Consider the following 25,739-nt stretch of genomic DNA (forward strand, 5'->3'; position numbering starts at 1 on the left):
GGCTCGTGAAGCGGATCCACGGCCTGCTCGGCGTCGCCGTCCTGATCGCCCTGTGGTGGCTGCTCGCCGTGACGGTCTTCGCGGACGGCGGCGCGGTGCCGACGCCGTGGGCGGTCCTGGCCGGGATGGGCCACGACGGCTGGGGCTTCTACGGCCCCAACACGACCGCCACCGTCAGCGCCGCGCTCCAGGGCTTCCTCTGGGGCAACGGCCTGGCCATCGGGGTCGCGCTGCTCGTCCTGCTCGTCCCGCGCCTGGAGGCCGTGGCGACGCAGCTCGCGGTGATCAGCTACTGCATCCCGCTGCTGGCCATCGGCCCGATCATCCTGGTTGTCTTCGGCGGTGAGGCCGCCGTGGTGTTCCTGGCCGCCGTCTCCGTCTTCTTCACCACCCTCATCGGCGCCCTGCTCGGGCTCCGCTCCGCCGACCGGACCAGCCTCGACCTCATCGCGGTGTACGGCGGCGGCCGCCTGGCCAAGCTCCGCCACGTCCAGATCATCGCGGCGCTGCCGAGCACGTTCGCCGGGCTGAAGATCTCGGCCCCCTCCGCGCTGCTCGGCGCCATCATCGGTGAATACCTCGGCAGCAATGACCAGGGACTCGGCGTCTCCTTGATGATCTCCCAGCAGCAGTTCCAGGTCCCGCGCACGTGGGGGCTGGCACTCGTGGCCGGTCTGGTCGCGGGCCTCGGCTACGCGGTCGTCGCGCTGGTCGCGCGCGTGGTCACACCCTGGTCGTACGGCAGAGCGAGGTCCTCCCGATGATCGGCCGCATCGTGCTGCGGGTCGTCGGCCCGCTGCTGCCCTCCGTGGTCATCGTGGTGGCGATCTGGTGGCTGTCCCTGGAGGCGTTCGGCATCAGCCCGCTGGTGGGCAAGCGTCCCCCGCAGGTCTGGGAGTACCTGTTCGGCTCGTCGGCGGCCCACCGCGACGCGGTCTTCGCCGCCCTGGGCATCACGATCAGGGACGCGGCCATCGGCTTCGCCACCGGGATGGTCGCGGCGGTCGTCGTGGCGATGGCGTTCGTGCTGTTCAGGACCGTCGAGCAGACGTTCATGCCGGTCGCGATGCTGTTGCGCTCGGTGCCGCTCGTGGTGATGACGCCGCTGATCACGCTCGTCTTCGGCCGCGAACTCGTCGGCGTCGCCGTCATCGGCGGCATCGTGGTGTTCTTCCCCGCCCTGGTCAACATCGCCTTCGGGCTGCGCTCGGCCTCGCCGCAGGCCACTGACCTGGTGATGGCGTACGGGGGCGGGCGGCTGACCGTGCTGCGCAAGGTGGCCGTGCCGACGGCGATGCCCTCGGTGTTCGCCTCGGCGCGGATCTCCGTGCCCGCCTCGATCATCGGGGCGCTCATCGCGGAGTGGCTGGCGACCGGGCAGGGGATCGGGGCCGGGATCCTGCGGGCGATCGGCGGGTTCCGGTACGACGAGGTGTGGGCGGACATCGTGGTGGTCACGGCCGTGTCGATCCTGGCGTACGCGGTCGTGGGCGTCGTCGAGTCACTGGTCCTGGCCCGCTTCTCGGACACCCGCGACTGACCGGGGCGGCCTGGGCCGTCAGGAGGCGGCGGTCCGGAAGGAGGCGCGGTAGGACCGCGGGGTGACGCCGACCACGCGTTTGAACCGCTCCCGGAAGCGGCGGCTGAAGGTCCGCTCGCTCAGCCCGCTGCGCCCGGCCATCGCCGTCAGGGTCACCTCCTCTGCGAGGTTGTCCTCGACCCACGACAGCACCGGCTCCAGCAGCGAACCCTGGGGCACCGGCGGCTGGGCGGTCACGATGAACTGCGCCTGCCCGCCCTCCCGCTCCAGGGGCACCGCGGTCGACCTAGCGTGGTGATCTCGTCAACCGAAGGGTCGTCACGCCCCATGTCCGTCTTCATGCCGATCCTGATCGGCCTGATCGCCATTTGCGGCATGTCCCTGATCCGCGAGCCGCATCGACGCCGCATCAACGCCCTGACGGTCGCGGGAGCGGGTGCCGCCTACCTCAGTGGCGGCGGATTCGGCCCCTGGGAGTTCGTCCTGCCGGTCGTCATGACCTATGTCGCCTACAAGGGGCTCGACAACTGGACCTTCATCGGCATCGGCTGGCTGCTCCACACCGCCTGGGACATAGGGCACCACCTGCAGGGGAGCCCCATCATCCCCTTCGCCGAGTACTCCTCCTTCGGCTGTGCCATCTGCGACCCGGTGCTGGCGCTGTGGTGCTTCGCGGGCGGACCGTCGATCACCGACTGGGCTTGTACCCGCTGGAAAGGGGTGCGGGCCCGGTCGCGGTCCGCTGTGCGGGGGGAGGCGCGACCGGGCCCGCCGGATGGGAGCGCCGTGGCGTTGCGGTGGGAATCGGCGCGGTGGCGCGCCTGGTGGAGGCCCGACGCTCCCTGGCTGGGTGGGGTTCTGTGGTCTAGTGCGCGGCGAAGTCCTGAGTCCAGTAGGGGCCATTGGTGGACTGGCCGACGCCGATATGGGTGAAGGAGCAGTTCATGATGTTGGCGCGGTGCCCGGGACTGTCGAGCCAGGCCTGTACGACCGAGGCGGCCGTCGGCTGACCCATGGCGATGTTCTCGCCCCAGGTGCTGATCGGCGCGAAGCCGGCCGCCGAGATGCGGTTGCCCGGGGTCCGGCCGTTCTTGGAGTCGTGGTCGAAGTAGCCCTGGGCGGCCATGTCGGCGGAGTGCCGCTCGGCCGCCGCGTGGAGCTTGGGGTCGTGGGTGAGGGGGCGGCAGCCCTTCTTGGCGCGCGCCTGGTTGGTGAGCTTGACGACCTGTTCCTCGGCGGTCGAGGCGGTGCCGGTCTTCGGCGTTGTCCGTGCCGCGCAGGACAGCGCCACGGACGGCGACTGGATCGGCTTGCTCTGGTAGTCCATGGCCACGACGTAGTAGCGGCCGGGGGCGGTACAGCGGACGCGGGCGGCGATCCGGCCGTTCAGCATGAGTTTGGATCCGCTCTTCACCGTACGGTCGGGACCGGCCATGGCTCGGACGATCCGGACTCTGAGCGTGGCCTTGGTGTCACAGCCGATCCGGCCGGCCGTGCCGGTGACCATGCCCCTGGACAGGGACGGTTTGACGGCCACGATCCGGCACGGGGCCTTCGTGCTCGCCGCCTGGGCGGTGGCGGGCGCGGGGAAGCTCAATGCCGCCAGACTTCCGAGGCAGACGAGTGCCTGGAGTTGCCCGCGCATCCTGTCCCTCCGGTCCTGCTAGATCCTGCGTCGATCCCGCATTCTGGTAGGCCCGCAACGCTCATGTCACGAAAAACGCCGCTATATCTGGAGTACCAGGTGACCCAATCGTAACGATCGCCCCACCCACCTCGGTAAACCTCCCGTGCCATATAGGCGTCGGATGCCGAAAAATATGGCCGTGCGGCGTGAAGCCGCACGGCCATGGACGGACCTCGCCGGTTCAGCACTCGCCGGGCGTCGCCCGGGCGGTCAGCACTCGGCGGGCTTGAGCCAGGAGCACTCGAGGTCGGCCGTCGCGGTCTCACCCGTCGAGCGGAGCTGCGACACCGCGTCCACCGGCGCGGTCCGCGAGAACTGGGCGAGCCGGATGGCGATCTTGTCCTCGATGTCCTTCGGCGAGCTCGACAGGAACTGGTTGAGCATGATGGAGAACACCAGCGGCTCGCCCTCCGCGCTGTTCACGTAGCCCGACAGCGCCGTGACACCGGTCAGCGAACCGGTCTTGGCGTGCACGTTGTTCGCCGCGGCGGTGTTGCGCATCCGGCTGCGCAGCGTGCCGCCGGTGAACCGGTCGGCGTTGCCCGCGATGGGCAGCGCGTCGTACCAGGTCTTGAACCACGGCTTGGCGCGTACGGCGCTCAGCAACTGGGCGATCGAGGTCGGCGTGAAGCCGTCGCGGCGCGAGAGGCCGGAGCCGTCACGCATGTTGAGCACCTGCACGCCGTTGGCCTTGGCGAAGTCGGTGCTCACCTTGAGCCCGGCCGCCCAGGTGCCCTGGCCGGAGACCTTGCGGCCCATCGCCTTGGTCAGGATCTCGGCGTGGATGTTGTTGCTCAGCTTGAGGAAGGGCACCAGCAACTCGCTCAGCGGCATCGACTGGTGCTCGGCCAGCGTGGCGGCGCCGGACGGGGCCGCGCCGGTGACGGTGGGGCCCGCCACGCGGACGCCGTGCTTGGCCAGCGCCTTGCGGAACAGCGAGGCCACATAGCGGGTGGGGTCGTCGACGGCCACCCACTCCTGGTACGGGTCGGCCACGGTGCCGGTGATGACCACGGTGTTCGTGGAGTGCTGCCGTTCGATGAGGACGTCGGTCGTGGTGCCCACGGTGGCCTTGTTGACGATCTTCAGGTAGTCGGTCTCCGGCGTGGTCGACACCTTGACCTCGCTGCCGGAGGCCGCCACCGAGACGATCACCGAACCGGCGTCGTAGTCCCGGTCCGGGGAGGCGGTCAGCGCGGAGATCTGCGCCGCGTAGTAGGCCGTCTCGTCGTCCCAGGTCCAGTCGTTGCCGAGCCGTACGGAGTCGAACCACGTGTCGTCGGCGACCAGCTTGCCCGCGACCACCTTGATGCCCGCGGCGGCGACCTTGGCGGCCAGCGCGTCGTAGTCCTCGGCCAGCATCGTCGGGTCGCCGGTGCCGCGCAGGACCAGGTCACCCGTCAGTACGGAGCCGAGCTTGCGCCCGCCGCCCAGCACGGTGGTGGGGAAGCGGTAGTCGAGGCCGAGCGTGTCGGCGGCGGCGGCGGAGGTGAACAGCTTGGTGTTGGACGCCGGCATCATCACCTTGCCGGCGTCGGTGGCGTACAGCTCGTCGCCCTTGGCCGCGCTCTTGACGACCACGCCGGCCCGGCCGACGGTGAGCCGCGAGTCGGCGAGTATCTGGTTGATGTCCTGGGTCAGGTCCGCGACGCCCGCCGAGGGGTCGAGCGCGACGGCGGGTGAGGAGGGGCTGGACGCCCACGCGAGGGCCGCGACGAGCGCGCCCGCGACGAGGGATGCTGAGGTGCGCCGCATGGGGTCTCCAATGAGGACTGGGGGTCTCGCCTGGGATCATGGGGCAGCGCACGCACCCTGTAATCCGCAAATATCCGTATATTTCGGGTCAGCTGTACGGCGGGCGCCGCCCACGGTCAGCCTGGCAGGCGGCCCCGCTCACGAAAAGACGGCGCGCTTACGTGAGCTGGCCCGCGTTCACCAGGAAGCCGCAGTCGCCGAAGGAGATCTCGTCACCCGACTTGATCTTGGCGGGCCCCACCAGCCGCCAGCCGTTCAGCCGCGTGCCGTTGAGCGAGCCCAGATCGACCAGCATCCATCCGCCGTCGTCCTCGCGCCGCAGCTCGGCGTGCACCCGTGAGACCGTCAGGTCGGACAGCACCAGGTCGCAGGCCGACCCGCGGCCGACCACGTAACGGACGCGGTGGTCGTCGGGCAGGGCCAGCCGGGGCAGGCGCGGCTTGCGCCAGGCCGCCTGGAGGCGGGTGGTGAAGTCGGAGGCGCTCGACACCGCGTCGGTCAGCCGCTGGCGGAACGTCCGGCGGCGGGGCAGGTCGGCGACCAGGTCGTCGAGCTCGTGCCGGTTGCGCGCCCGCAGCGCTTGATCCACCCGGCCGACGAAGGTGTCGTGGGAGATCCGCCCTTCGACGGCACGGTCGCGGAGCTCGTCGATCGCGCGATCGCGTTCCCCGTCGGACGCGCGGAACGGTGGATGCGTCGAGCTCATGCCCTGAGTATCGGCCTGAACCGCGTCCCCTGTCCAGAATATGCGGATCTCTTGCGTTGAGCATACTCAGTATGCATACTCAGTATCCATGTCGATCAGACACGGACTGCTCGCGTTGCTGAGCAGGGGGCCGCGTTACGGCTACCAACTCCGGGTGGAATTCGAGGCGTCGACGGGGGCGACCTGGCCGCTCAACATCGGCCAGGTCTACACGACGCTCTCCCGGATGGAACGTGACGGCCTCGTCGAGCCCGGCGGGGCCGACGAACAGGGGAGGGCCGTCTACACGGTCACCGAGGCCGGTCGGGCCGAGCTGGAGCGATGGTTCAGCACCCCCGTCGACCAGACCGACCGGCCTCGGGACGAACTGGTCATCAAGCTCGCCATGGCCGTCGCCGCAGGGGACGTCGACGTCTCGGCGGTGATCCTGGCCCAGCGCACCGCCACCATGCGTGCGCTGCAGGAGCTGACCAGGGCGAAACGGGCGAACACCGAGGGGCTCGGGCAGCGGCTCGTCCTCGATTCATTGATCTTTCAGGCCGAGGCGGAACAGCGCTGGCTGGACCACTGCGAGGCCGTACTCAAGGAGAAGAACACATGACTGTGGTGAGACTGGACGAGGTGACGCGCGTGCATGGTCAGGTGCACGCGCTCAAAGGGGTGAGCCTCGAGGTCTCCAGCGGCGAGCTGGTCGCCGTCATGGGCCCGTCAGGCTCCGGCAAGTCGACCCTGCTCAACCTCGCGGGCGGCCTCGACCGGCCGACCTCGGGCAGCGTGACGATCGAGGGCACCGACCTGGCCGGCGTGAAGGACCTGGCGGCGCTCAGGCGCGGCAGCGTCGGGTACGTCTTCCAGGACCTGAACCTGATCCCGTCGCTCACGGCCGCCGAGAACGTGATGTTACCGAGAGAGCTCGACGGCGTCCGCTCCCGGCAGGCCCGTGAGGAGGCGCTGGCCGTACTGGCCTCGGTGGGGGTGGACCACATGGCCGACCGCTTTCCCGAGGAGCTGTCCGGCGGGCAGCGGCAGCGCGTGGCGATCGCCAGGGCGCTGGTCGGCGAGCGGCGCCTGGTGCTGGCCGACGAGCCGACGGGCGCGCTGGACACGGCGAGCGGCGACGAGATCCTGCGGCTGCTGCGCGAACGCTGCGACGAGGGCGCGGCGGTGCTGCTGGTCACCCACGAGCCCCGCTACGCCGGGTGGGCCGACCGCGTGGTGTTCCTGCGCGACGGGGAGATCGCCGACTCGACGGCCGTGCCGCTGGAGAGCGCCCGATGAGCGCGTTCGCCGCCGCGCTGCGGATCTCCCGCAGGGACGCGCTGCGGTTCAAGGGGCGGACGGCGCTGATCATGGTGATGATCGGCCTGCCGGTGCTGCTCATCACGGGCGTGCTCACGGGCGCCGCCACGATCGACGTGGACATGCGGGAGGGGCTGACCGCCGAGCTGGGCGTCGCTGACGCGCGGATCTCCACGACGGGCCAGCGCTGGATCAAGCAGGAAGGCCCGGGCGGGGGCTGGTCTGGCGATGGAAAGCCGTTCAATGCCCCGCCGTGGACGACCGCAAGGGTGGCCGCACTGGTCGACGGCCGGCTCATCCCGTGCGACGAGGGCACCGTGCTGTTCACGGGCAAGGACGGCTACCAGATAGCGGACGCCAGTGAGGTGGACCTGCGGGACCCGATGACGCGGGGGATGCGGCGCCTGACGGAGGGCAGGCTCCCGGCCGCTCCCGGCGAGGCTGTGGTGACACCTGCGGTTGTGGAACTGGGAGTCAAGATCGGCGACACAGTCGCGGTGATCCGGACGAACAAGCGGGTGCGTGTGGTCGGCGAGATCGAGTTTCCGAACCGGCCGGGTGTACCGGAGTTCGTCGGACTCCAAGGCGCGCTCCTGGCGGACAAGAAAGACGGCAACGGCACTGGCTGGCTCGCCGACACCGCCGCGCCGTTCGACTGGTCGCGGGTGCGGGCGCTGAACGCCCACGGGCTGCAGGTCCAGTCGAGAGCCGTCATCGAGAATCCGCCCGCCGGGGTCTCCCGAGCCGCCCCGAACGGGGACCAGCTGATCGCGATCGCGCTCGCCGTCGTCTTCATCGTCATGGAGACGGTGCTGCTGGCCGGACCCGCGTTCGCCGTGGGACTGCGGCGGCGGCGCCGGGAGCTGGCCGTGATCGCGGCGCAGGGCGGCTCGGGGGCGCATCTGCGGGCCATCGTGCTCGCCGACGGGCTGGTGCTCGGCGGCGCGGCGGCGCTGGCCGGGACGGTTCTCGGCGTCGGAGGCGCTTTCGCGGCGGTGCCGTTGGCCGGGCACCTGTTCAGGTCGCTCGGCCCGTTGGAGGTGCCATGGGCGAGTGTCGCGGGCGTTGCCGTGCTCGGCGTGGTCAGCGGGCTGATCGCCGCCCTGGTGCCCGCCGTGCAGGCCGCACGGCAGAGCCCTGCCCAGGTGCTGGCGGGCCGTGAAGGCGAGCTCCGTGACCGCGCGGGCCGTCCGGTGCTCGGTCTTCTGCTCGTGGTGGCCGGGCTGGTCCTCGTCTGGCTGGTCCTGGTCAGGCTGAGCACGCGCGGCGACGAGTTGCCGCTCGTCGCGGCCCTGGGGCTGGTCGTGCTGGGGCTGGTCGCGTTGATGCCGTGGCTGGTGCGCCGGACGAGCCGGTTCGCCGCCAGGCTGCCGCTCCCGCTGCGCCTGTCGGTCCGCGACGCCTCGCGCCACCGGTCCCGTACGGCCTCCGCGACGGCCGCCGTCATGGCGGCCACCACGGCGGCGGTCGCGTTCGGCATCGGACTCGCCAGCTCCGACGCGGCCTACGACGCCGCCTACCATCCCTACGCCCCGACGGGCAGTATCAAGATCGAAGCCGTCAAGCTGGACGACAGCGGCTGGACCAGGCTGCGGACGGCGGCCGAGCGCGAGCTGCCGAAGACCCAGCTGCTTCCAGCTTCGAGTCCGGTGGACTCCCAGGGCCGTCAGGCGTGGATCGACCTCGGCCGCAACTGCGATGGGCAGTGCGAGGACGCCTATTACGGAGGTGAGCTTCCGGTCGGCGACGCGCGGTTGCTCGCCTTCATCCAGGGACGTCAGGATCCGCAGGCCGCCGCGGCCCTGGCCGCGGGCAAGATCGTGGTGTTCGATCCGGCGCTGATCAAGGACGGCCTGGCCACCCTGAAGGTCAACACCATGGATAGCGAGGGTGTGATCAGCGACAAGAGAGTTCCCGCCGTGCTGGCGAGCGCCGCCGACCAGCGGGTCAGCGGCGGGGTCGTTCCACCGGTCGTGCTGCGGTCCGTCGGACTGCAGATGAAGGAGCGACGGTTGTACGCCATGCACCAGCCGGCGGATCAGGTCCGCCTGAGGCAGTACCTCTCGGTGGTCGGGAACCAGGTCGACCTCTATGTCGAGAACCCCAGGGAAGGCGCGTTCACGCAGGTGTTCTGGATCCTGCTGGGCGTCGCCATGGTGCTGGTGCTCGGCGGCACGTTCGCAGCCACCGGGCTCGCCGCGGCCGACATGCGCCACGACCTGAACACCATGTCGGCAGTCGGCGCGCCGCGGCGCATCCGGCGGCTGGTGGTGGCCGGTCAGGCGGGTTACATCGCCGGGCTGGGCGCGCTGGTCGGTGTCGTGGCCGGGATTGTGGGCGGAATCGCGTTGTCGTGGCCGATGAGCCGCCATAACGGGGTCCAGGGGACGGACTGGTTCGATCCCGGGCCCACGACGATCTCCATCCCCTGGCTGTTCCTCGTCGCGTTCGCGGTGGGATTGCCGCTGCTGGCCGCGCTGGTGGCCGGGCTGTCCGCCAGGACGCGGCTCGTACTGGCCCGCCGCCTGACGTAGGGCCCGCGGGAGGGCGTACCTCCCGGTCTCCCAGCCGACGACGACCGCGGTCCGCCCGAGGCCGGCCGCGGTCGCTCGCGTCCGGGTGTGCCGGGTGGCGCTAGTCGACCACGTCCGCGCAGACCACGTGGGCGCCGATCTCGATCATCCGGCGTTCGCTGCGCGAGTCCGCCACCCGGGCCATGAGGATGGGCGCCCCGCTCGCCGCGAACTGCGGCAGCCGGGCACGGGTCCCGCGGTGCAGGTCGCGGACCACGTCCTCGGCGGCTGACATGTGCACTTTCACGTGCAGCATGATCCCCAGCGCCCCCGAGGCGGTGCGCGCCTCGGAGATCCAGACGTGGTGCACGAGCGGGTAGTCCATCAGCAGGTTCCCGATCGCCAGCCGCAGGGCGGGCAGGATCGGGTGCGTGCACCGCCGGTAGCCGGGGTCGACCTGCTGCATGGGCCCCGACAGGTGCGGTCGCGGCGCCGGGATCCACGGCAGCGCGGGCGCGTCCGCCGAAGGCGGTGCCACCTGCGCGAGCGCGGACCCCCGTGACACCGTGGCCATCGCGCCCGTCGCGTACGCGGCGGGGACGGCTCCCGACAGCACTGGATGGGGTCCCGAACGTGTCGAGGAGAGGAAGCGCTGCAGATCGTCGATGGGCACGGCCGCCGCGGCGGGCCCCGCCGCGTCGATCACGATCTCCCGCACGCCGGTGACGCGCTGGATATCGAGGATCGTGTCCGGATCGCAGACGGAGAGGGAGTGACTGCCGCGGTGCCGGGCGTACGTAGCCGCGCCCGTGTATCCGAGCAGCACTCTGTCGCCGGCCTGGGTCGTACCCAGGACGACTGAACGGTCTGGTCGCACTGCCACCAGAACCCCACCGTCAGCGAGCGCCGCCAGCAGGCGATGTGGACTGCCATGCTGGGCGAGCACGTCGGCAAGCGCAGGATTCCCGATGCTCATATGACGAACCATAGGTAGTCGGTCACGGCTTATCAGGCTAATAGCCAAGAAATCCCCCGATCAAGACAAAGATGAGAGCAGTGTGGATGACTTTGCGGGGCGCGGGGTATGGCGGCGGCTGTCTCAGATCCTGGGTCCCTCGTGAACACATTCACAAGCGCGGATAGACTCGGAGCGATCCGAGGGGCCCGGAGACGTGTCCCTCAACACCCGCCCGCCTGCCCCTAAGGATCCACTTCCATGAGCAAGCCCGTCGTACTGGTCGCAGAGGAGCTGTCAGAGGCAGGCCTCGCCGTACTCGCCAACGATTTCGAGGTCCGCCACACCGACGGCGCCGACCGCTCGCAACTCCTGCCCGCGCTCGCCGACGTGGACGCGCTCATCGTCCGCTCCGCCACGCAGGTCGACGCCGAGGCCATCGCCGCGGCGCCCAAGCTGCGCGTGGTCGCCCGGGCCGGTGTCGGTCTCGACAACGTCGACGTCGAGGCTGCCACCAAGGCCGGTGTGATGGTGGTCAACGCCCCGACCTCCAACATCACCAGTGCCGCCGAGCAGACCATCGCGCTCATCCTGGCCAGCGCCCGCAACACGGCTCAGGCGCACGCCGCGCTGAAGAACGGCGAGTGGAAGCGGTCCAAGTACACCGGTGTCGAGCTCGACGAGAAGGTCGTCGGCATCCTCGGCCTCGGCAAGATCGGCCAGCTCGTGGCGCAGCGCCTGCAGCCGTTCGGCGTCGAGCTGATCGCCTACGACCCCTACCTGCCGCCGGCCCGCGCCGACCAGATGGGCGTCAAGCTGCTCAGCCTCGAAGAGGTCATCAAGCAGGCCGACTTCATCACCGTGCACCTGCCCAAGTCCAAGGAGACGCTCGGGCTCATCGGTGACAAGGAGCTGCACCAGGTCAAGCCGTCGGTGCGGATCGTCAACGTGGCCCGCGGCGGCATCGTGGACGAGGGCGCGCTCTACTCGGCGATCAAGGAGGGGCGCGTCGCCGGTGCCGGCATCGACGTGTTCTCCAAGGAGCCCTGCACCGACAGCCCGCTGTTCGAGCTCGACCAGGTCGTCGTCACGCCGCACCTGGGCGCCTCCACCCACGAGGCCCAGGAGAAGGCCGGCACCCAGGTCGCGCGGAGCGTCAAGCTCGCCCTCGCCGGCGAGTTCGTACCCGACGCGGTCAACGTCCAGGGCGGCGCGGTCGCCGAGGACGTCAAGCCGGGCCTGCCGCTGGCCGAGAAGCTGGGCCGCGTCTTCACCGCGCTGGCGGGCGAGGTCGCCACGAAGCTCGACGTCGAGGTGCGCGGCGAGATCGCCACGCAGGACGTGCGGGTCCTTGAGCTGGCCGCGCTCAAGGGCATCTTCACCGACGTGGTCGAGGACTCGGTCACGTACGTGAACGCGCCGCTCCTGGCCAAGGACCGCGGGATCTCCGTCAACCTGGTGACCAGCTCCGACAGCCCCGACTGGCGCAACGTGGTCACCGTGCGCGGTGTGCTCGCCGACGGCCGCCGCGTCTCGGTCTCGGGCACGCTGTCCGGCCCGCGCCAGATCACGAAGATCGTCGAGGTCAACGGCTACGAGATGGAGATCGAGCCGACCGCGCACCTGTCGTTCTTCACCTACGCCGACCGGCCCGGCATCGTCGGCGTCGTCGGCCGCCTCCTCGGCGAGCACGGCGTCAACATCGCCTCGATGCAGGTGGCCCGCGACGCCAAGGGCGGCAACGCGCTGATCGCGCTGACGGTCGACTCGGCCATCCCGGCCGACGTGATCGAGCAGATCATCGCCGAGATCGGTGCCGACAGCGGCCGCTCGGTCGACCTGGAGGACTGACCCACCCCGTTCCAGGACAAACGGCTGCCGCTCTCGCGGCAGCCGTTTTTCTGTCTCAAGATGCGAGATAGTAGGACGTCCAACGAGACAGCCAAACTACCGCCAGGTATTCTTTCGAAAGATGCGCCAGGTTCTCGTACTTCTTACCTGCCGCGGCGGGGCCTGTTAGGGCAGGTCGACGACTCGCCGCGGTGTGCGGCGTTGCGTCGGCCGGTAAGCCCCTTCGTCCGGTCCGCGATCCGGACCCCACGAGATCAGGCCCGGTCGGATTCGTGACCGGGATCCGACTTCACCACCACGACGCCCCGCGAAATGAGATGAGACGCCCATGTACGAGATGTATGCCTGGAACGCCACCGACGAGACCGAGGACGAGGCGACCGAGGCTCTGCAGACCGCCCTGGACCGCAGGGACAACGGCGGCGCCCCTCAGAACTCCAGCCGGTAGAAGACCGCCGCCCTCCCGAGCCGTGGCATGACCTTGGCGATCCCGGCCGAGATCCGGTGTGACGCCGAAAGGCGGCCGTAGCCGGGCAGGTCGAAAGCGCTCAGGGCGGTGACGAGGCGCAGCTTCGGGCTGATCGACAGCAGGTCGTCCGGCCCGTCGATGCCCCAGCGCATCGTGGCCTCGGCCTTCCTGAGCGGTCTGTTGATCGCCTGCAGGCGCAGCCCGAAGGGGCTCACCGCGTCGAAGACGAACTGGCCGCCGGGGAACCGGTCGACGATCGCCCTGACCAGCGCCCGGCCACCCGGCGGATCGAGGTAGTAGAACAACCCCTCGGCGACGACCAGCACCGGCTTGCCCGCGGGCACCTGGTCCAGCCAGCCGAGGTCGGTGACCGACGTGCCGATCGTCCTGTGCTCCTCCGGATACAGCCGCCGGCGCAGGTCGATGACGTCGGGATAGTCCACGTCGTACCAGTCGACGCCCGGTGGCGGCGCCAGGCGGTAGACCCGCGTGTCGAGACCGCAGCCCAGGTGCAGCACGGTCGCTTCGGCATGCCGGGAGAGGAACTCCCTGGCCCAGCCGTCCAGGAAGCGGGCTCTGAGCGCGACCGAGCCGGCGTTGCGGCGGTCCATGCCGGTCTGGCGGAAGTCGTGGTCGATGCGCGCGACGGTCGCCGCCGCCAGGCGGTCGTCGAGGATGGGGCGCGGTGATCGGGCGTCCAGTGCCCTGCCGTACAGGGTGGCGAGGAGCGTGGCCTTCTCGGCGGCCAGCTGCACCTTCTCGGTAGCCATGCTCCTTAAGCTACACCTATTTCACAAACTCATGAAGACTGTGAAGCGGCGTGGGCGAGTGCCAGCGCGCCGAGCAGCGGGGCGTCGTCGGTGAACCGCGCCGGGCGCACCTCGGGCGGGAAGGGTACGGCCCGGCGCAGCTCGGCCGTCAGGCGCGGCATGATCAGATCCGCCGCGCCCATCATGCCGCCGCCGACCACCAGGCACTCGGGGTCGAACGTCGCGCACAGGTTCGCCACGCTCATGGCCAGCAGCGCGAGCGCCTCGTCCACCAGCCCCGCCACATCGGGTCCGGCGGGAGCGCCGTCGGTGGCGTCGGTGGCGTCGGTGGTGGCGAAGAGGGCGAGCAGGTCGGCCGCCGTGGTCTCGCGGCCGAGCAGGGCCGTGCCCCGGGCCGCGAGCGCGGCTCCGGAGACCCGCTCCTCCAGGGGTACGTGCCCGTCGGCGAAGGCGGGCTCGCCCGGGATGGCCTGCAGGTAGCCGATCTCGCCCGCCGCGCCGTGCGCCCCGGAGACCACCTGGCCGTTCACCACCAGCGCCGCCGCCAGGCCGGTGCCCAGGTTCAGGTAGACGCCCGCCGACACGCCGCGGAGCGCTCCCCAGCGCAGTTCGGCCGCCGCTGCCGCCTTCACGTCGTTGTCGATCGCCACCGGGATCGCGCCGTACTCCTCCCGTAGAAGCCTGGGCAGCTCCAGCCCTTCCCAGCCGGGCACGTTGGGCGCCAGGAAGACCCGGCCGTCGCGGATGACGCCGCACGTCGAGAAGCCCACCGCGGCCGGCGTGCCGTCCAGGTCCCTGGCCGCCGCGAGCGCCCGTTCGAGCGTGCCGGCGCCGGTGTCGAGCCGGATCCGTTCGGCGATCTCCGGTCCGTCGGAGCTGGACACGCCGACGGCGACCTTCGTGCCACCCACGTCGATGCCCAGCACCCGGCTCACTGGGCGGCCCCCCGGCGGGCCAGCGAGTCGATCGCCACGGCCAGGGCCAGCACCGCGGCCGTGACCATGAACCGTACGGAGGAGTCGACGCTCAGCAGGTACATGCCGCTGGTGATCGACTGGATGACCAGCACCCCGAGCAGCGCGTCATAGGCGCGCCCACGGCCGCCGAACAGCGAGGTGCCGCCGATGACCGCCGCGGCGATCGCCATGAGCAGGATGTCGCTGCCGCCGGACTGCTGGTTGACCGCCGACAGCCGGCTGGCCGCCAGGATGCCCCCGGCCGCCGCCAGCGTGGAGGCCAGCATGAACGCCAGGATCCTGATCCGTGTCACGTTGATCCCGGCCCGTCTCGCCGCCTCCGCGTTGCCCCCCACGGCGTACACATGCCTGCCGAACGCGGTATGCCGGAGCACGAGATCGAACACCACGACCAGCGCGCCGAAGATGATCAGCAGGAGCGGCACGCCCCGGTCGGCCGACATGATGAGCACGCCCGCCACGAGCAGTACGCCCAGCCCGCCCGTCCTGACCAGCAGCCACCACAGAGGAGTGACGGGCAGCCCGGCGGCCAGCCTGAGGCGCCGGGTGAGCAGCGCCGCGCCGCCCGAGACGAGCACCAGGCCCGCCACCAGCAGCCACGACAGCCAGGACGGCAGCCAGGTGTCGCTCAGCTTCGAGATGAACCCGGTGAACGGCAGGTTGATCGTGCCGCCCTGCCGCAGCAGGAAGAGCAGCAGCCCGAGCCAGCCCATCAGCCCGGCCAACGTGACCACGAACGACGGCATCCGGAGCTTGGTGAACATCAGCCCGTGGATCAGCCCGATCCCGGCCCCAGCTGCCAGCGCGATCAGGATGGCCGGCAGCGCGCTCCAGCCCTGCTTGACGTGCATGATCGTCATGATCGTCGCGCAGAGGCCGCTGACCGAGCCCGCCGACAGGTCGATCTCGCCGAGCAGCAGCACCATGATGATGCCCAGCGAGATCGTGCCGGTCGCGGCCATCTGGAGGGCCAGGTTCGTCAGGTTCTCGGGTGCGAGGAAGCGGTCGTTGAGCGCGCTGAAGACGATCGCGATCGCCACCAGCCCGCCGACGACCGGCCACGCGCCGACGTCGCCCTGTCGCAGCCGCTCGACCGCGACCTTCGGCGTGTAGGGCTTGCGCGCCAGTGTGTCGGTCATCGTCCTGCCCCCGTGATCGCGGCCACGATCTCCTCCTGCGTGGTGTCGGCCGTACCGAACTCACCGGCGTTGCGTCCCAGGCGCAGCACGACCACGCGGTCGCTCACCTCCCGTACGTCGGCCAGGTTGTGTGAGATGACCAGGACCGCGAGCCCGCGTTCGCGCAGCCGCCCGATCAGCGCGAGCACCTGGGCCGTCTGCTCCACGCCGAGCGCGGCGGTGGGCTCGTCCAGGATGACCAGGCGCGGTTCGCCGATCAGCGCCCTGGCGATCGCCACGGACTGGCGCTGACCGCCCGACAGCATGGCGACCGGCACCCTGATGTCCCGGATGCGGACGTCGAGCTGTTCGAGCAGCTCGCGGGTGGCGCGTTCCATCTCTATGTGGTGCAGGAGCGTCCAGCGGCGGCGTTCCGTTCCGAGGAACAGGTTGGCCACCACGTCCAGGTTCTCGCAGAGCGCGAGATCCTGGTAGACGGTCGAGACGCCGAGCGCCTGCGCGTCGTGCGGGTTGGTGATTTTGACCGGTGTGCCGTCGACCGTGATCGTGCCCTCGTCGGGGACGACCACCCCCGAGATGGTCTTGACCAGCGTGGACTTGCCGGCGCCGTTGTCGCCCATGAGGGCGGTGACCTCGCCGGGGCGCAGGTTGAGGCTCGCGCCGTCGAGGGCCTGGACCGCGCCGTAGCGCTTGGAGATGCCTGTCGCGGAGAGCATTTACTGAATGCCAGCCTTGGCGCAGGCCGCCTTGACCTCGGCGGTGCAGATCTGGTCGGCCGTGTAGAACTTGTCCTTCACGATCGTGTCCTTGACCTTGTCCGCGGTGACGGCGATGGGGTCGAGGAGGAAGGCCGGGATGTCGACGGTGCCGTTGTTGACCTTGCTGGTCGCGGCGGGCTGCTCACCCTTGGCCACGGCCACGGCCAGCTCGGCGGACTTCTCCGCCTCAGCCCTGATGTCCAGATATATGGTCATGTACTGCTCGCCAGTGAGGATGCGTTGCACGGCGGCCAGCTCGGCGTCCTGCCCGGTGATCGGCGGCAGCTCCTTGTAGCCCGCGCGCTTCATGGCGGCGATCGCGCCGCCCGCCATGCCGTCGTTGGCCGACAGCACGCCCACGATGTTGTCCCGGCCGATCGCGGTGATCGCCTGCTCCATCTGCTGCTGGGCCTTGTCGGGGCTCCAGTCGGGCGTGTCGAACTCCCTGCCGACCTTGACCTTGCCGTCCAGGACGCTCTTGGCGCCCTTCTTGTAGTCGGCCGAGCTGGGGTCGGTCGGGGCGCCGTGGATCTCCACGATCTGGCCCTTGGCCGTCGTCCCCTTGGCGTTCATCGCGTCGAGCAGGGCCTGGCCCTGCATCTCGCCGACACGGACGTTGTTGAACGACACGTAGTACGCGTAGTCGATGCCGGAGATCAGCCGGTCGTAGGCGATCACCGGGATCTTCTTCTGCTTGGCCTGGTTGACCAGCGGGGCTACCGCGTTGGCGTCGACCGCGTCGAGCACCAGGACGTTCGCGCCCTGGGTGAGGGCCGCCTCGACCTGTTGCTGCTGTTTGGCCGCGTCCTGCTCGGCGTTGCTGTAGAGGATCTTGCAGTCGGCGCAGAGCTCCTTGACCTTCGCCTCGAACAGCGGCCGGTCGAACGCCTCATATCGCGTGGTCTTGGATTCGGGCAGGAAGAGGGCGATCGTCTTCGCGGCGCCCCCGGCGCTCGCGGTGGTGCCCTTGTCGGTGTTGGTGTTGGCAGAGTTACCGCAGGCGGCAGCGGCCAACAAGACCGCCGCGGCCGGGATCAGTCGCCATGCTCGGTCCATCGCACATCGTCCTCTCGGGTGGGCGCGCCCCGCTGTTTGGTAAGAAAGCTAGTTTACTACCAGGGCAGTTGGCTAGAGTTTGGCGCGAGGAGGGTGAAGATGCGGGGTGGGCTGGGTAATCCGCGGCTGCTGCGGGTGCTGAACGAGCGTCGGCTGCTCGACCAGCTCCACGCGAACGGCCCGGCGTCACGGGCCGATCTGGCCAAAGTCACCGGACTGTCGAAGCCGACGGTCTCGGCGGCGCTGGCCGGCCTGGAGGAAGACGGGCTGGTGCACCTGGTCGGCGAGGTGTCGGGCCGTCCCGGCCCGGTGACCTCGCTCTATGACATGAACGCGGCCTCCACCCACGTGGCGGGCATCGACATCGGCCGCGACTGGATCCGCGTCGCCGTGGCGGACCTGCGCGGTACGTTCGCGGGCCGCTGCGACGGGCGCAACACCGCCCGCGACTCGGCCGAGCTGGCGATCCTCGTGGGCGAGCTGTGCCACGCCGCGGCCAGGGAGGCGGAGCTGGACTGGTCCGCGATCGCCTGCGCGGTGGTCGGCTCGCCCGGCGTCTACGACCCGGCCCAGGGCCGCCTGGACTTCGCGCCCAACCTCCCGGGCCCGCCTGACCTGGCGGGTCGTCTCCGGTCGGCCCTCGACGTCGAGCTGATCATCGAGAACGACATCAACCTGGCGGCGGTCGGCGAGCACACGTACGGGGAGGGACGCGGCAAGTCCAACTTCGCCCTGGTCTCCATCGGTACGGGCGTCGGCATGGGCATCGTCATCAACGGCGAGCTCTATGTAGGTGCCAGGGGAGCGGCGGGAGAGGTCTCCTACGTCCCCACGGACTCGCCCCCCACCGACGACGCCCTGGCCCACGGCGCCACGGAGACGGTGACCGCCGCCCCCGGCGTGGTCCGCGCGGCCAGGGCGGCCGGGCTGGACCTGGAGACGGCCAAGGACGTCTTCGCGGTGGCGGCGGACGGCGACCCGGCGGCCCGCTCGGTGGTGGAGGCGGAAGGCCGCCGCATCGGCGGTCTCCTGGTGGCGGTGGCGGCGGTCCTGGATCCGGAGGTCATCGTCCTGAGCGGTGGAGTGGGCCGCAACCTGGACCTTCTCGGCGCGGCGATAGAGGACCGGATCGCGGAACTGGGCCCCCTGCGGCCGGTGGTGGTGGCCAGCGCTCTGGGGGACAGTGGAGTGCTGCTGGGCGCGGTGGCCCATGCCAGAACCAGGGCCTGGGACCTCATCTTCGACGCCAGGCGAGGCTGACTCTCTTGTCCAAGAAGTGAGATAGGATGCTCGACAGTCGAGACGAGCGGGTAAGGTACGCACATGGAGTCGCGGAATATTCGCCTGGCCGTCATCCCCGGAGACGGCATCGGCGCCGAGGTCGTCGCTGAAGGGCTGAAGGTCCTGGAGGCCGTCGGGACCAAGTTCGAGGCCACCCACTACGACCTGGGTGCCGCACGCTATCACCGCACGGGCGAGACACTGCCCGACGCCGTGCTCGAAGAGCTGCGCGGCTATGACGCGATCCTGCTCGGCGCCGTGGGCGACCCCAGCGTGCCGCCCGGCATCCTGGAGCGCGACCTGCTGCTCCGCCTCCGCTTCGCCTTCGACCACTACGTCAACCTGCGCCCGGTCAAGCTCTTCCCCGGCGTCGAGACCCGGCTGGCCGACACACCGACCGAGAACATCGACATGGTCGTCGTCCGCGAGGGCACCGAGGGCCTCTACGCCGGCACCGGCGGCGTCATGCGCCGTGGCACGCCGCATGAGATCGCGACCCAGGAGTCGCTCAACACCGCCTACGGTGTCGAGCGCGTGGTCCGCTACGCCTTCGAGAAGGCCCAGTCCCGCCCGCGCAAGAAGCTGACGCTCGTCCACAAGACGAACGTCCTCACCTACGCCGGCGACCTCTGGCAGCGCACGGTCAACCGCGTGGCGGATGAATACCCCGAGGTCACCACCGACTACAGCCACATCGACGCGGCCTCGATGTTCTTCGTGAGCCAGCCCGAGCGGTTCGACGTCATCGTCACCGACAACCTCTTCGGCGACATCATCACCGACCTCGGCGCGGCGATCGCCGGCGGCATCGGCCTGGCGGCCAGCGGCAACATCAACCCCGAGCGCACCGCGCCCAGCATGTTCGAGCCGGTGCACGGCAGCGCCCCCGACATCGCCGGGCAGGGCAAGGCCGACCCGACCGCGACGATCCTGTCGGTCGCCATGCTCCTGGAGCACCTCGGCCTGTCCGCCGAGGCGGCCAGGGTCGAGCAGGCCGTCGCCGACGACATCGTCGAGCGCCTGGCCGGTTGGGCCGGCCGTACGACACACGAGATCGGTGACGACATCACCGCGCGAGTATCGAGCTAGGGCCGCCCAGCTCCCCAAGCGCCTGGCGGTCCGCACAAGGACCGCGAGGCGCTTTTTCGCGTCTGAACGGCTAAAGCACCCCATTAGCCGCTTGCAATCCCAAATAGCGAGACAATAGGAAGTACAGGCTGCTCTAAGCAGTGAATGTCCAGAGCCGTAGAGTCTGTCCAGAACCGTAGAGAGAAGGACCTCCGTCATGACCATCGCTCAGAAGCTCAGCTTCGACGTGCAGCTATCCGACCACGCTCGCACTGCGGCCGAGCGGGAGCAGGTACTGGCGAACCCCGGGTTCGGGCAGACCTTCACCGACCACATGATCTCGATCGACTACACCGAGGGCGAGGGCTGGCACGACGCCCGCCTCGAGCCGTACGGGCCGCTCTCGCTCGACCCGGCCACCTCGGTGTTCCACTACGCGCAGGAGCTGTTCGAGGGGCTCAAGGCGTACCGGCAGGTCAACGGCTCGATCGTGACCTTCCGCCCGTACGCCAACGCCGCCCGCTTCAACACCTCGGCCGAGCGCATGGCGATGCCCGCGCTTCCGGAAGAGGCGTTCGTCGAGTCACTCGAACTCCTCGTCCAGACCGACAAGGACTGGGTCCCCACCGCCGAGGGCCACAGCCTCTACCTGCGCCCGTTCATCATCGCGACCCAGGTCGGCCTCGGCGTCAACTACCCGTCCCGCTCATACCGGTACATGGTCATCGCCTCCCCGGCAGCCTCCTACTTCACCGGCGGCGTCCAGCCCGTCTCCGTCTGGCTCTCCACCGAGTACACCCGCGCCGCGCCCGGCGGCACCGGCTTCGCCAAGTGCGGCGGCAACTACGCCGCCGCCTTCGTCGCCCAGCGGCAGGCCGTCGAGCAGGGCTGCGACCAGGTGGTGTGGCTGGACGCGCACGAGCACCGGTACGTCGAGGAGATGGGCGGAATGAACCTGTTCTTCGTCTTCGGCGACAAACTGGTCACCCCCGCACTGACCGGCACCCTGCTGCCCGGCATCACCCGCGACTCCATCCTGTCCCTCGCCGCCGACCTCGGCCTGGAGGCTTCAGAGCGCCTGATCTCGACGGACGAGTGGCAGGCGGGCTGCGAGTCGGGAGAACTCACGGAGGTGTTCGCCTGCGGGACGGCGGCGGTGGTCACACCGGTCGGCTCGGTCAAGGGCTCGGACCGGGCATGGACGGTGGGAGACGGCACCCCTGGGGAAGTGACGATGCGGATCCGTGAGGAACTGGTGGGAATCCAGTACGGCTCCCGCCCCGACACCCACAGCTGGATCCACAAGATCAGCTAAACGGTCCCCTTTTCTAACCCCCCGAAAAGGGCCTCCGCTTCGCTCCGGGCGTCCTTCTCCAACCCACCCCTTACCCGTTTGGGTGGTTGGCCGTTTGACGCCCGCCCTTCCACAAAGGGCTCGCAATCGGCGCTTCGCGCCCTGGAAGCTCGACGTTCTTCCTTTGGCGCTTACGCGCACTGCAAGGCCCTCCGCTTCGCTCCGGACGTTCTCCCAGGCGGGCTACCGCCCGCCCCCTGGAGGCCCTCGCTCCGCTCGGACTGCCTTCCCGAACGCTTCGCCAGAAGTTGGCAGGTTGGGCCATGGGGAAAACGGAAACTTGGCTGGAGGCCCATGGTGGTCCTTCAGCCGATGCGGAAACGGTAACTCTGGCGTATTGGCCACGGGGCTGCTATCTGCGGTCAGTCAGTGTCGTCTGGTCTTCCTTCTTGCCCTCGGCTGGTTGGCTCACCGACTGGGTATCGGCGTTTATCAGGCGGATACAGGCCGGGCAGGCACGGGCAGCCGTGGGTGAGAACCGCATCGACCAACCGCAGACCGGCAGGGGATACACCGACTTCCCGCACAAGCTGATCTTCGTGCCAAGCAGTGTGGCATGCTGCACAGCCTCCCGGCCCACATCTGACAACCCAAGCCGGTAGCCGTCGGCGGGATCGTCTGGACAAGGTTCCATGGTGTCCACGACCAAGTCATCCCAGTGCACCGGCCAGCGCCGCACCCTGCCCGTCAGCCCTTCGTCCTCAACGTCTAGTTCGAGCAGGGCCAAGGTTCCGTTGCGCAGGATGCTGACCACGGTTCCTCGGCGGCCGATCAACTATGCGCCAGAGGCACGGGTTCGAGCGGGACTGTGCACCAGGTCCACGATCCTAGCCCGAGCCCCTGACGTACGCGGTGGCGCCGTCACGGTGCGGCCTTGCCCGGTGGTCCCGGATCAGCGCATGCGGGATCGGCGGTCACCTCCGACGACTGATGTTTTTCACGTAGGTCGGTGTAGCGGAAGGCGACCCGCCGTGCGGCCCGTGGTGGCTCAGTCGCGGGATGACGGGCATACACGACCCGCTTGCGGCGGTCGTCCCAGCCCGATCGCCACCAGAACCACGCGCCATCGCACCACACCACCAGCCCGGCCCAGACAGATACCAGGGCGAGGCGATAGCCGTCGTGAACATCGGCCGTGATATTTAGATCTGCCAACTCGCGCTTCAATTGTTCGGCGGAGGTGATCCACAGGGGCGGGTATGCAGGACAGGCGAGATGTTCCATGCCGAGCTGCGTTCCGAGTCGCGATTCCATTTACTCTCACCAGTAGGGTCCAGTTACTCTGGGTGCTGCAATGGCTACGCTGTACGCTGGTGAAGACGCTAGGTGCGGCGCTGATGACATAGAAGTGACCGGAAGTACGAGTTACCGGCGGCGGTGACCACCTCATGAATCCCCCTGGTTCCAGAGCCCTGACCACTGGTCGTGGTTATGCCGATCGAGGGCGCGAGGGACGCGTGTCCGGTCATATGCTCAAGGTCATCCGAGAGTCGGCAGGGTTGACGCAGGAGCGGTTCGCCGAACGGTTGAGCGTGGACATCACGACCGTCCAGGGATGGGAGTCCGGACGCCGGCCGTTGATGGCGACCTCTACCGGCACCTATCTAGGGTTGCGTCACTCCCTCTTGTGCCTCGGCGCGCAACCACGTCTGCTTCTTCAACTGGACACCGCCTTGGAAGCGGATCGGTTCATCGGCTACGTGCTAAGCGCCAATCCCGGTGACGCCACGGCTGACGATCACCCGCTGGCGACCTGGGTGATCACGCGCCCATTCACCGACCTCGTGGCATGGCCGTTCAGCGCATGATGTACCACAGCTGAAAAGGGGGCCTTCATGGCGGACGACCTGGTTGGGCTGACGGACCTGCTGTACGAGATCGGGCTGCTCAAGCGCTACAAGCGCACCGGATGGCTCGTGGCGGGCGTGCGTGACCCGGAGAGCATTGCCGACCACTCGTTCCGTGCGGCGATCATCGCCAGCGTGATCGCCGCACTCGAGGGGGGCAACCCCGAACGGGCCGCGTTCATGAGCCTGTTCCACGACACCCAGGAGACCCGCATCACCGACATCCCGTACATCGGCAAGCGCTACCTCAGGGCGGCCCCGAACGAGGAAGTCACGGCCGATCAGATGCGGGGCGTGCCGGAGCCCGTGTTGGGCATGGTGAGCGATGCGGTCGGTGAGTACGAGGAGAAGGTCAGCCTCGAAGCAATCTGTGCACGCGACGCCGACAAACTGGAATGTCTCCTCCAAGCCGTTGAATATCGCGAGCAGGGGCACCAGAACATGCAGCCGTGGATCGACAGCTCTCTTGCCGCGCTCAAGACCGCGACCGGGAAGCGCCTCGCCGAGGAGGCTCTCCGCACGGGGACGTTGGAGTGGATGACCCGCGTCCTTGACGGCGACTGATTGACCAGGACATCGAATGTCGGTTGGGCTCTACGCTGGTCTGGATCGGCGCAGGAGGGAGCTGCCATGTCCGAGTTGGTTTCACGCCAGGTGACCGGCCATGCCGAGGAGTTCCTCGACGCCTTCCGAGTGGTGATCGTCAATGGGCCGAGGAAGTCAGGTAAGACCACCCTGCTTCAAACGCTCGCTGCGTGTTGATCAAATCGCGTGCGAGCCGGAAGGCAAGGCACCCGTCACACCCGCAGAACGGTGACCTGACGGCCGGACGGTGTGGTCGCCTGCTCGAAAGCGCCTCGTTCCTTCCATGGTGGGGCTTCGGGGCGCCGGTTGAAGATCACCAGCGCGCCGGTGGTGAGGGTGAGGCGGTCCAGGTACCGGTCTAGTTGCATGAGGCCGTCGGGCATCGGGTCGTTCTCGCCTGCTCGCCAGACCTTGAGCTCCATGGCCTCGCGCTGCGTGAGCCGTTCGCCTTCGGGGCCGGTGTAGGGCCACCGGACCAGTACGTCCAGGCGTTTGGTGCCGGCGGCGTACTCCCGGTCGAGCTGGCCTCCGCCGTTGACCAGGCGGTGCAGGAAGGCCATGAGGATGATCTGGCAGGCGGCCTGGTGGTAGCCCTCCTGTCGGATGAGTACCTCGCCGTGCTCGCGCCAGAACACGACGAACTCCTCCAGCAGTCGCGGCAGGTCGAAACGGCCGTTGGGCAGCACGAAGCTGTGCGGATCGGCCATCACGTACTGTTCCGACGGGTCGCCCAGGACCCGCAGGATGACTTCCCGGTAGATCGGGTTCGCCACCTCCAGCGGGGGTTTCTGCTTGACCAGGCCCAGATCGCAGACGTAGGACAGGTCGTCGGAGAAGGTGAGGTCGACGTCGGGGAAGTCCCCGGCAAGGATGGGCTCGATCACCCGCTTGACCCGGGGCTCGCGCAGCCGGGCGACCAGCGCGTCCAGATGGGGGGCGCGCTTCCGGATCAGCCGCTCCTTGGCGTCTTCCACCTGCCCGGCGGTGATGGCACTGGTCACTTTCATCTGAATGGTGATCTCATAGGCGAGGGCGTTGACCAGCCACGGTTGTCCCTGTGTGAGTTCGAAGACCCGGTCCACCGCGTCCTTGGTGAACTCCTGGCCGGTGGCCTGCGTGTGTTGGTCGTACAGCTCGGCGATTTCGTCGGCGGTGAAGTCGCCCAGGCGTAGTGACTCGACGATGTTGAACGGGCTGGCCGGGTTGGACCGGCCGGGTTCGCCGCCTGAGGCGACCTTGTAGTCTCGCAGGTCGCGTAGTCCGCACAGCACCACGGACGCGGGGAACGGCTGGCCCCCCGGCCGCGTGTTGTGACCGTCGCGGAGCTGGCTGAGGATGCTGACCAGGCTGTTGCCCTGCAGGGCGTCGATCTCGTCGAGGAACAGCACGGTCCGGCGCGGGCTGCGGTGACACCATTCGGTCAGCGCCGAACCGAACCGGCAGCCCGGCGTGACCTGCGGCCAGGGATCCGGCGGCAGCAGCTCCTCTGGCCATCCCGACCACTTGGCGGCCTCGCGGAGGGAATCCAGCAGGAGTGACTCCGCGGCGGCGTAGTCGTCACCGGCCGACTTGGCGCGCTCGCAGGAGAACATCAGGGCGGTGACATCACCGTCGGCGGTGAGCTCGGACGCCAGGGTGCGCAGCGCGGTCGTCTTCCCGGTCTGCCGGGGCGCGTGCAGCACGAAGTAACGGTCCATCTCGATGAGCTCTCGCGCCTGCGGGAGCCGCTGTGTGGGGGGCAGCATGTAGTGCTGCTGGGGGCCGCATGGGCCGGCGGTGTTGAAAAATCTCGCTCGGGGTGGCCGCATGGTCGCAGTCTGCCATCCCCCTGGCGGCGCGACGCCGACAAGCTCGAATGTCTCCTGCAAGCCGTTGAGTATCGCGAGCAGGGGCACCAGAACGCGCAGCCGTGGATCGACAGCTCTCTTGCCGCCCTCAAGACCGCGACCGGGAAGCGCCTCGCCGAGGAGGCTGCTTACGGCCCGCCCCCTGGAGGACCTCGCTCCCCTGGGACCGCCTTCCCGAATGCTTCGCCAGAGTCGGCTCATGGGGGAGACGGGAGGCTCATCGTGGACCTTCAGCGGATGTGGAAAACGGTCAACGGGTGTGCACACCCGCTTACGGCGATG

The 25,739-nt window shown here is 69.2% G+C and carries 26 protein-coding genes and 1 pseudogene; 14 read left to right on the plus strand and 13 right to left on the minus strand.

Translation table 11 applies throughout. From position 1 onward, the window contains the following. The first annotated feature begins 5 nt into the window (after positions 1-5). Together ACGFNP_RS40930 and ACGFNP_RS40935 are read left to right on the plus strand one after the other, a co-directional pair. Positions 6-764 carry an ABC transporter permease subunit gene (locus ACGFNP_RS40930; RefSeq protein ID WP_358323290.1) on the plus strand — a complete coding sequence of 253 codons (759 nt, stop codon included), beginning with the start codon at positions 6-8 and terminating at the stop codon, positions 762-764. Further along, the gene (locus ACGFNP_RS40935) at positions 761-1,540 is read left to right on the plus strand and encodes an ABC transporter permease (RefSeq protein WP_219531607.1); all 780 of its coding nucleotides are present in this window, start codon (positions 761-763) and stop codon (positions 1,538-1,540) included. The genes ACGFNP_RS40930 and ACGFNP_RS40935 overlap by 4 nt, the downstream gene beginning before the upstream one ends. An 18-nt stretch (positions 1,541-1,558) precedes the next feature. On the opposite strand, the gene ACGFNP_RS40940 is transcribed toward ACGFNP_RS40935, so the two are convergent. Next, complete coding sequence (locus tag ACGFNP_RS40940) at positions 1,559-1,816, minus strand: hypothetical protein (RefSeq protein ID WP_393328094.1); 258 nt, start codon at positions 1,814-1,816, stop codon at positions 1,559-1,561. A gap of 51 nt (positions 1,817-1,867) precedes the next feature. On the opposite strand from ACGFNP_RS40940, the gene ACGFNP_RS40945 reads away from it, so the two are divergent. Beyond that, entirely contained in the window at positions 1,868-2,473 is a 606-nt protein-coding gene (locus ACGFNP_RS40945) for a DUF6010 family protein (protein WP_393328097.1), read from the plus strand. Here ACGFNP_RS40945 and ACGFNP_RS40950 read toward each other — a convergent pair. From ACGFNP_RS40950 to ACGFNP_RS40960, 3 genes are all read right to left on the minus strand, one after another. Next, entirely contained in the window at positions 2,406-3,185 is a 780-nt protein-coding gene (locus ACGFNP_RS40950) for a CAP domain-containing protein (RefSeq protein WP_393328099.1), read from the minus strand. The genes ACGFNP_RS40945 and ACGFNP_RS40950 overlap by 68 nt on opposite strands. Before the next feature lie 252 nt (positions 3,186-3,437). Then, positions 3,438-4,982: a D-alanyl-D-alanine carboxypeptidase/D-alanyl-D-alanine-endopeptidase gene (gene dacB / locus ACGFNP_RS40955; protein ID WP_393328102.1), complete on the minus strand. Its 1,545-nt coding sequence runs from the start codon at positions 4,980-4,982 to the stop codon at positions 3,438-3,440. 157 nt (positions 4,983-5,139) lie between these two features. After that, positions 5,140-5,688, minus strand: coding sequence for a DUF1707 and FHA domain-containing protein (locus ACGFNP_RS40960; protein ID WP_219531613.1), 549 nt, complete (start codon positions 5,686-5,688; stop codon positions 5,140-5,142). An 88-nt stretch (positions 5,689-5,776) separates the two neighbouring features. On the opposite strand from ACGFNP_RS40960, the gene ACGFNP_RS40965 reads away from it, so the two are divergent. Genes ACGFNP_RS40965 through ACGFNP_RS40975 form a run of 3 tightly spaced genes read left to right on the plus strand, consistent with a single transcriptional unit; the run spans position 5,777 to position 9,521 of the window. Next, positions 5,777-6,289 carry a PadR family transcriptional regulator gene (locus tag ACGFNP_RS40965; RefSeq protein WP_393328104.1) on the plus strand — a complete coding sequence of 171 codons (513 nt, stop codon included), beginning with the start codon at positions 5,777-5,779 and terminating at the stop codon, positions 6,287-6,289. Beyond that, positions 6,286-6,966, plus strand: coding sequence for an ABC transporter ATP-binding protein (locus ACGFNP_RS40970; protein WP_393328107.1), 681 nt, complete (start codon positions 6,286-6,288; stop codon positions 6,964-6,966). The genes ACGFNP_RS40965 and ACGFNP_RS40970 overlap by 4 nt, the downstream gene beginning before the upstream one ends. Next, on the plus strand, positions 6,963-9,521 hold the full coding sequence (locus ACGFNP_RS40975) for an FtsX-like permease family protein (RefSeq protein WP_393328110.1): 2,559 nt from the start codon (positions 6,963-6,965) through the stop codon (positions 9,519-9,521). The genes ACGFNP_RS40970 and ACGFNP_RS40975 overlap by 4 nt, the downstream gene beginning before the upstream one ends. Positions 9,522-9,621: 100 nt before the next feature. Here ACGFNP_RS40975 and ACGFNP_RS40980 read toward each other — a convergent pair whose 3' ends face one another. Next, the gene (locus ACGFNP_RS40980) at positions 9,622-10,476 is read right to left on the minus strand and encodes a hypothetical protein (protein ID WP_358323266.1); all 855 of its coding nucleotides are present in this window, start codon (positions 10,474-10,476) and stop codon (positions 9,622-9,624) included. Between the two features lie 240 nt (positions 10,477-10,716). On the opposite strand from ACGFNP_RS40980, the gene serA reads away from it, so the two are divergent. Next, entirely contained in the window at positions 10,717-12,306 is a 1,590-nt protein-coding gene (gene serA, locus ACGFNP_RS40985; RefSeq protein WP_358323263.1) for a phosphoglycerate dehydrogenase, read from the plus strand. A gap of 429 nt (positions 12,307-12,735) precedes the next feature. Here the strand turns inward: serA and ACGFNP_RS40990 are convergent, their stop codons facing one another. From ACGFNP_RS40990 to ACGFNP_RS41010, 5 genes are read right to left on the minus strand one after another with little or no spacing between them, the layout of a single operon-like run. Continuing rightward, a complete protein-coding gene (locus ACGFNP_RS40990) occupies positions 12,736-13,545 on the minus strand; it encodes a class I SAM-dependent methyltransferase (RefSeq protein WP_358323260.1) in 810 nt (269 codons plus the stop codon). 29 nt (positions 13,546-13,574) lie between these two features. Next, complete coding sequence (locus tag ACGFNP_RS40995; RefSeq protein WP_393328114.1) at positions 13,575-14,480, minus strand: ROK family protein; 906 nt, start codon at positions 14,478-14,480, stop codon at positions 13,575-13,577. Continuing rightward, complete coding sequence (locus ACGFNP_RS41000) at positions 14,477-15,661, minus strand: sugar ABC transporter permease (protein ID WP_393328116.1); 1,185 nt, start codon at positions 15,659-15,661, stop codon at positions 14,477-14,479. The genes ACGFNP_RS40995 and ACGFNP_RS41000 overlap by 4 nt, the downstream gene beginning before the upstream one ends. Beyond that, the gene (locus ACGFNP_RS41005; protein ID WP_358323252.1) at positions 15,658-16,377 is read right to left on the minus strand and encodes an ATP-binding cassette domain-containing protein; all 720 of its coding nucleotides are present in this window, start codon (positions 16,375-16,377) and stop codon (positions 15,658-15,660) included. Before ACGFNP_RS41005 ends, ACGFNP_RS41000 begins: the two co-directional genes overlap by 4 nt. Next, positions 16,378-17,475 (minus strand): sugar ABC transporter substrate-binding protein, encoded by a 1,098-nt coding sequence (locus ACGFNP_RS41010; protein ID WP_393328119.1) that lies wholly within the window; start codon positions 17,473-17,475, stop codon positions 16,378-16,380. It lies immediately after the preceding gene. Between the two features lie 99 nt (positions 17,476-17,574). On the opposite strand from ACGFNP_RS41010, the gene ACGFNP_RS41015 reads away from it, so the two are divergent. The 3 genes from ACGFNP_RS41015 to ACGFNP_RS41025 all read left to right on the plus strand — a co-directional run bounded on the left by ACGFNP_RS41015 (position 17,575) and on the right by ACGFNP_RS41025 (position 21,139). Further along, the gene (locus ACGFNP_RS41015) at positions 17,575-18,735 is read left to right on the plus strand and encodes an ROK family transcriptional regulator (RefSeq protein ID WP_393328121.1); all 1,161 of its coding nucleotides are present in this window, start codon (positions 17,575-17,577) and stop codon (positions 18,733-18,735) included. Positions 18,736-18,798: 63 nt separating this feature from the next. Then, complete coding sequence (locus ACGFNP_RS41020; RefSeq protein ID WP_393328123.1) at positions 18,799-19,845, plus strand: 3-isopropylmalate dehydrogenase; 1,047 nt, start codon at positions 18,799-18,801, stop codon at positions 19,843-19,845. A 196-nt stretch (positions 19,846-20,041) separates the two neighbouring features. Next, complete coding sequence (locus ACGFNP_RS41025) at positions 20,042-21,139, plus strand: branched-chain amino acid aminotransferase (protein ID WP_393328126.1); 1,098 nt, start codon at positions 20,042-20,044, stop codon at positions 21,137-21,139. Positions 21,140-21,530: 391 nt separating this feature from the next. Here ACGFNP_RS41025 and ACGFNP_RS41030 read toward each other — a convergent pair whose 3' ends face one another. Together ACGFNP_RS41030 and ACGFNP_RS41035 are read right to left on the minus strand one after the other, a co-directional pair. Beyond that, a complete protein-coding gene (locus ACGFNP_RS41030; protein WP_393328129.1) occupies positions 21,531-21,932 on the minus strand; it encodes a hypothetical protein in 402 nt (133 codons plus the stop codon). A gap of 107 nt (positions 21,933-22,039) precedes the next feature. Continuing rightward, positions 22,040-22,432: a hypothetical protein gene (locus ACGFNP_RS41035; RefSeq protein ID WP_358323236.1), complete on the minus strand. Its 393-nt coding sequence runs from the start codon at positions 22,430-22,432 to the stop codon at positions 22,040-22,042. Positions 22,433-22,647: 215 nt separating this feature from the next. Between ACGFNP_RS41035 and ACGFNP_RS41040 the strand changes: the two genes are divergently transcribed. From ACGFNP_RS41040 to ACGFNP_RS41050, 3 genes are all read left to right on the plus strand, one after another. Beyond that, on the plus strand, positions 22,648-22,986 hold the full coding sequence (locus ACGFNP_RS41040) for a helix-turn-helix domain-containing protein (protein ID WP_393328132.1): 339 nt from the start codon (positions 22,648-22,650) through the stop codon (positions 22,984-22,986). A gap of 27 nt (positions 22,987-23,013) precedes the next feature. After that, on the plus strand, positions 23,014-23,589 hold the full coding sequence (locus tag ACGFNP_RS41045) for an HD domain-containing protein (RefSeq protein ID WP_358323232.1): 576 nt from the start codon (positions 23,014-23,016) through the stop codon (positions 23,587-23,589). A 66-nt stretch (positions 23,590-23,655) separates the two neighbouring features. Beyond that, complete coding sequence (locus ACGFNP_RS41050) at positions 23,656-23,787, plus strand: hypothetical protein (RefSeq protein WP_393328135.1); 132 nt, start codon at positions 23,656-23,658, stop codon at positions 23,785-23,787. A gap of 35 nt (positions 23,788-23,822) precedes the next feature. Here ACGFNP_RS41050 and ACGFNP_RS41055 read toward each other — a convergent pair whose 3' ends face one another. After that, on the minus strand, positions 23,823-25,355 hold the full coding sequence (locus tag ACGFNP_RS41055) for an AAA family ATPase (RefSeq protein WP_393328138.1): 1,533 nt from the start codon (positions 25,353-25,355) through the stop codon (positions 23,823-23,825). Between the two features lie 90 nt (positions 25,356-25,445). On the opposite strand from ACGFNP_RS41055, the pseudogene ACGFNP_RS41060 reads away from it, so the two are divergent. After that, positions 25,446-25,583: pseudogene (locus tag ACGFNP_RS41060) on the plus strand (HAD family hydrolase); the annotation flags it as partial. Positions 25,584-25,739: the final 156 nt, after the last annotated feature.

Source organism: Nonomuraea sp. NPDC049269, assembly GCF_043197155.1.
GTDB lineage: Bacteria > Actinomycetota > Actinomycetes > Streptosporangiales > Streptosporangiaceae > Nonomuraea.

What these genes read in the sequence shown, in the direction of transcription:
- ACGFNP_RS41055 (WP_393328138.1), bottom strand. Translation starts at nt 25,355, where the DNA reads ATGCTGCCCCCCACACAGCGGCTCCCGCAGGCGCGAGAGCTCATCGAG.
- ACGFNP_RS40975 (WP_393328110.1), top strand. Translation starts at nt 6,963, where the DNA reads ATGAGCGCGTTCGCCGCCGCGCTGCGGATCTCCCGCAGGGACGCGCTG.
- ACGFNP_RS40990 (WP_358323260.1), bottom strand. Translation starts at nt 13,545, where the DNA reads ATGGCTACCGAGAAGGTGCAGCTGGCCGCCGAGAAGGCCACGCTCCTC.
- ACGFNP_RS40950 (WP_393328099.1), bottom strand. Translation starts at nt 3,185, where the DNA reads ATGCGCGGGCAACTCCAGGCACTCGTCTGCCTCGGAAGTCTGGCGGCA.
- ACGFNP_RS40945 (WP_393328097.1), top strand. Translation starts at nt 1,868, where the DNA reads ATGTCCGTCTTCATGCCGATCCTGATCGGCCTGATCGCCATTTGCGGC.
- dacB (WP_393328102.1), bottom strand. Translation starts at nt 4,982, where the DNA reads ATGCGGCGCACCTCAGCATCCCTCGTCGCGGGCGCGCTCGTCGCGGCC.
- ACGFNP_RS41025 (WP_393328126.1), top strand. Translation starts at nt 20,042, where the DNA reads ATGACCATCGCTCAGAAGCTCAGCTTCGACGTGCAGCTATCCGACCAC.
- ACGFNP_RS40980 (WP_358323266.1), bottom strand. Translation starts at nt 10,476, where the DNA reads ATGAGCATCGGGAATCCTGCGCTTGCCGACGTGCTCGCCCAGCATGGC.
- ACGFNP_RS41005 (WP_358323252.1), bottom strand. Translation starts at nt 16,377, where the DNA reads ATGCTCTCCGCGACAGGCATCTCCAAGCGCTACGGCGCGGTCCAGGCC.
- serA (WP_358323263.1), top strand. Translation starts at nt 10,717, where the DNA reads ATGAGCAAGCCCGTCGTACTGGTCGCAGAGGAGCTGTCAGAGGCAGGC.
- ACGFNP_RS41035 (WP_358323236.1), bottom strand. Translation starts at nt 22,432, where the DNA reads ATGGAATCGCGACTCGGAACGCAGCTCGGCATGGAACATCTCGCCTGT.
- ACGFNP_RS41020 (WP_393328123.1), top strand. Translation starts at nt 18,799, where the DNA reads ATGGAGTCGCGGAATATTCGCCTGGCCGTCATCCCCGGAGACGGCATC.
- ACGFNP_RS41015 (WP_393328121.1), top strand. Translation starts at nt 17,575, where the DNA reads ATGCGGGGTGGGCTGGGTAATCCGCGGCTGCTGCGGGTGCTGAACGAG.
- ACGFNP_RS40965 (WP_393328104.1), top strand. Translation starts at nt 5,777, where the DNA reads ATGTCGATCAGACACGGACTGCTCGCGTTGCTGAGCAGGGGGCCGCGT.
- ACGFNP_RS41050 (WP_393328135.1), top strand. Translation starts at nt 23,656, where the DNA reads ATGTCCGAGTTGGTTTCACGCCAGGTGACCGGCCATGCCGAGGAGTTC.
- ACGFNP_RS40960 (WP_219531613.1), bottom strand. Translation starts at nt 5,688, where the DNA reads ATGAGCTCGACGCATCCACCGTTCCGCGCGTCCGACGGGGAACGCGAT.
- ACGFNP_RS40935 (WP_219531607.1), top strand. Translation starts at nt 761, where the DNA reads ATGATCGGCCGCATCGTGCTGCGGGTCGTCGGCCCGCTGCTGCCCTCC.
- ACGFNP_RS41000 (WP_393328116.1), bottom strand. Translation starts at nt 15,661, where the DNA reads ATGACCGACACACTGGCGCGCAAGCCCTACACGCCGAAGGTCGCGGTC.
- ACGFNP_RS41045 (WP_358323232.1), top strand. Translation starts at nt 23,014, where the DNA reads ATGGCGGACGACCTGGTTGGGCTGACGGACCTGCTGTACGAGATCGGG.
- ACGFNP_RS41010 (WP_393328119.1), bottom strand. Translation starts at nt 17,475, where the DNA reads ATGGACCGAGCATGGCGACTGATCCCGGCCGCGGCGGTCTTGTTGGCC.
- ACGFNP_RS41040 (WP_393328132.1), top strand. Translation starts at nt 22,648, where the DNA reads ATGCTCAAGGTCATCCGAGAGTCGGCAGGGTTGACGCAGGAGCGGTTC.
- ACGFNP_RS40970 (WP_393328107.1), top strand. Translation starts at nt 6,286, where the DNA reads ATGACTGTGGTGAGACTGGACGAGGTGACGCGCGTGCATGGTCAGGTG.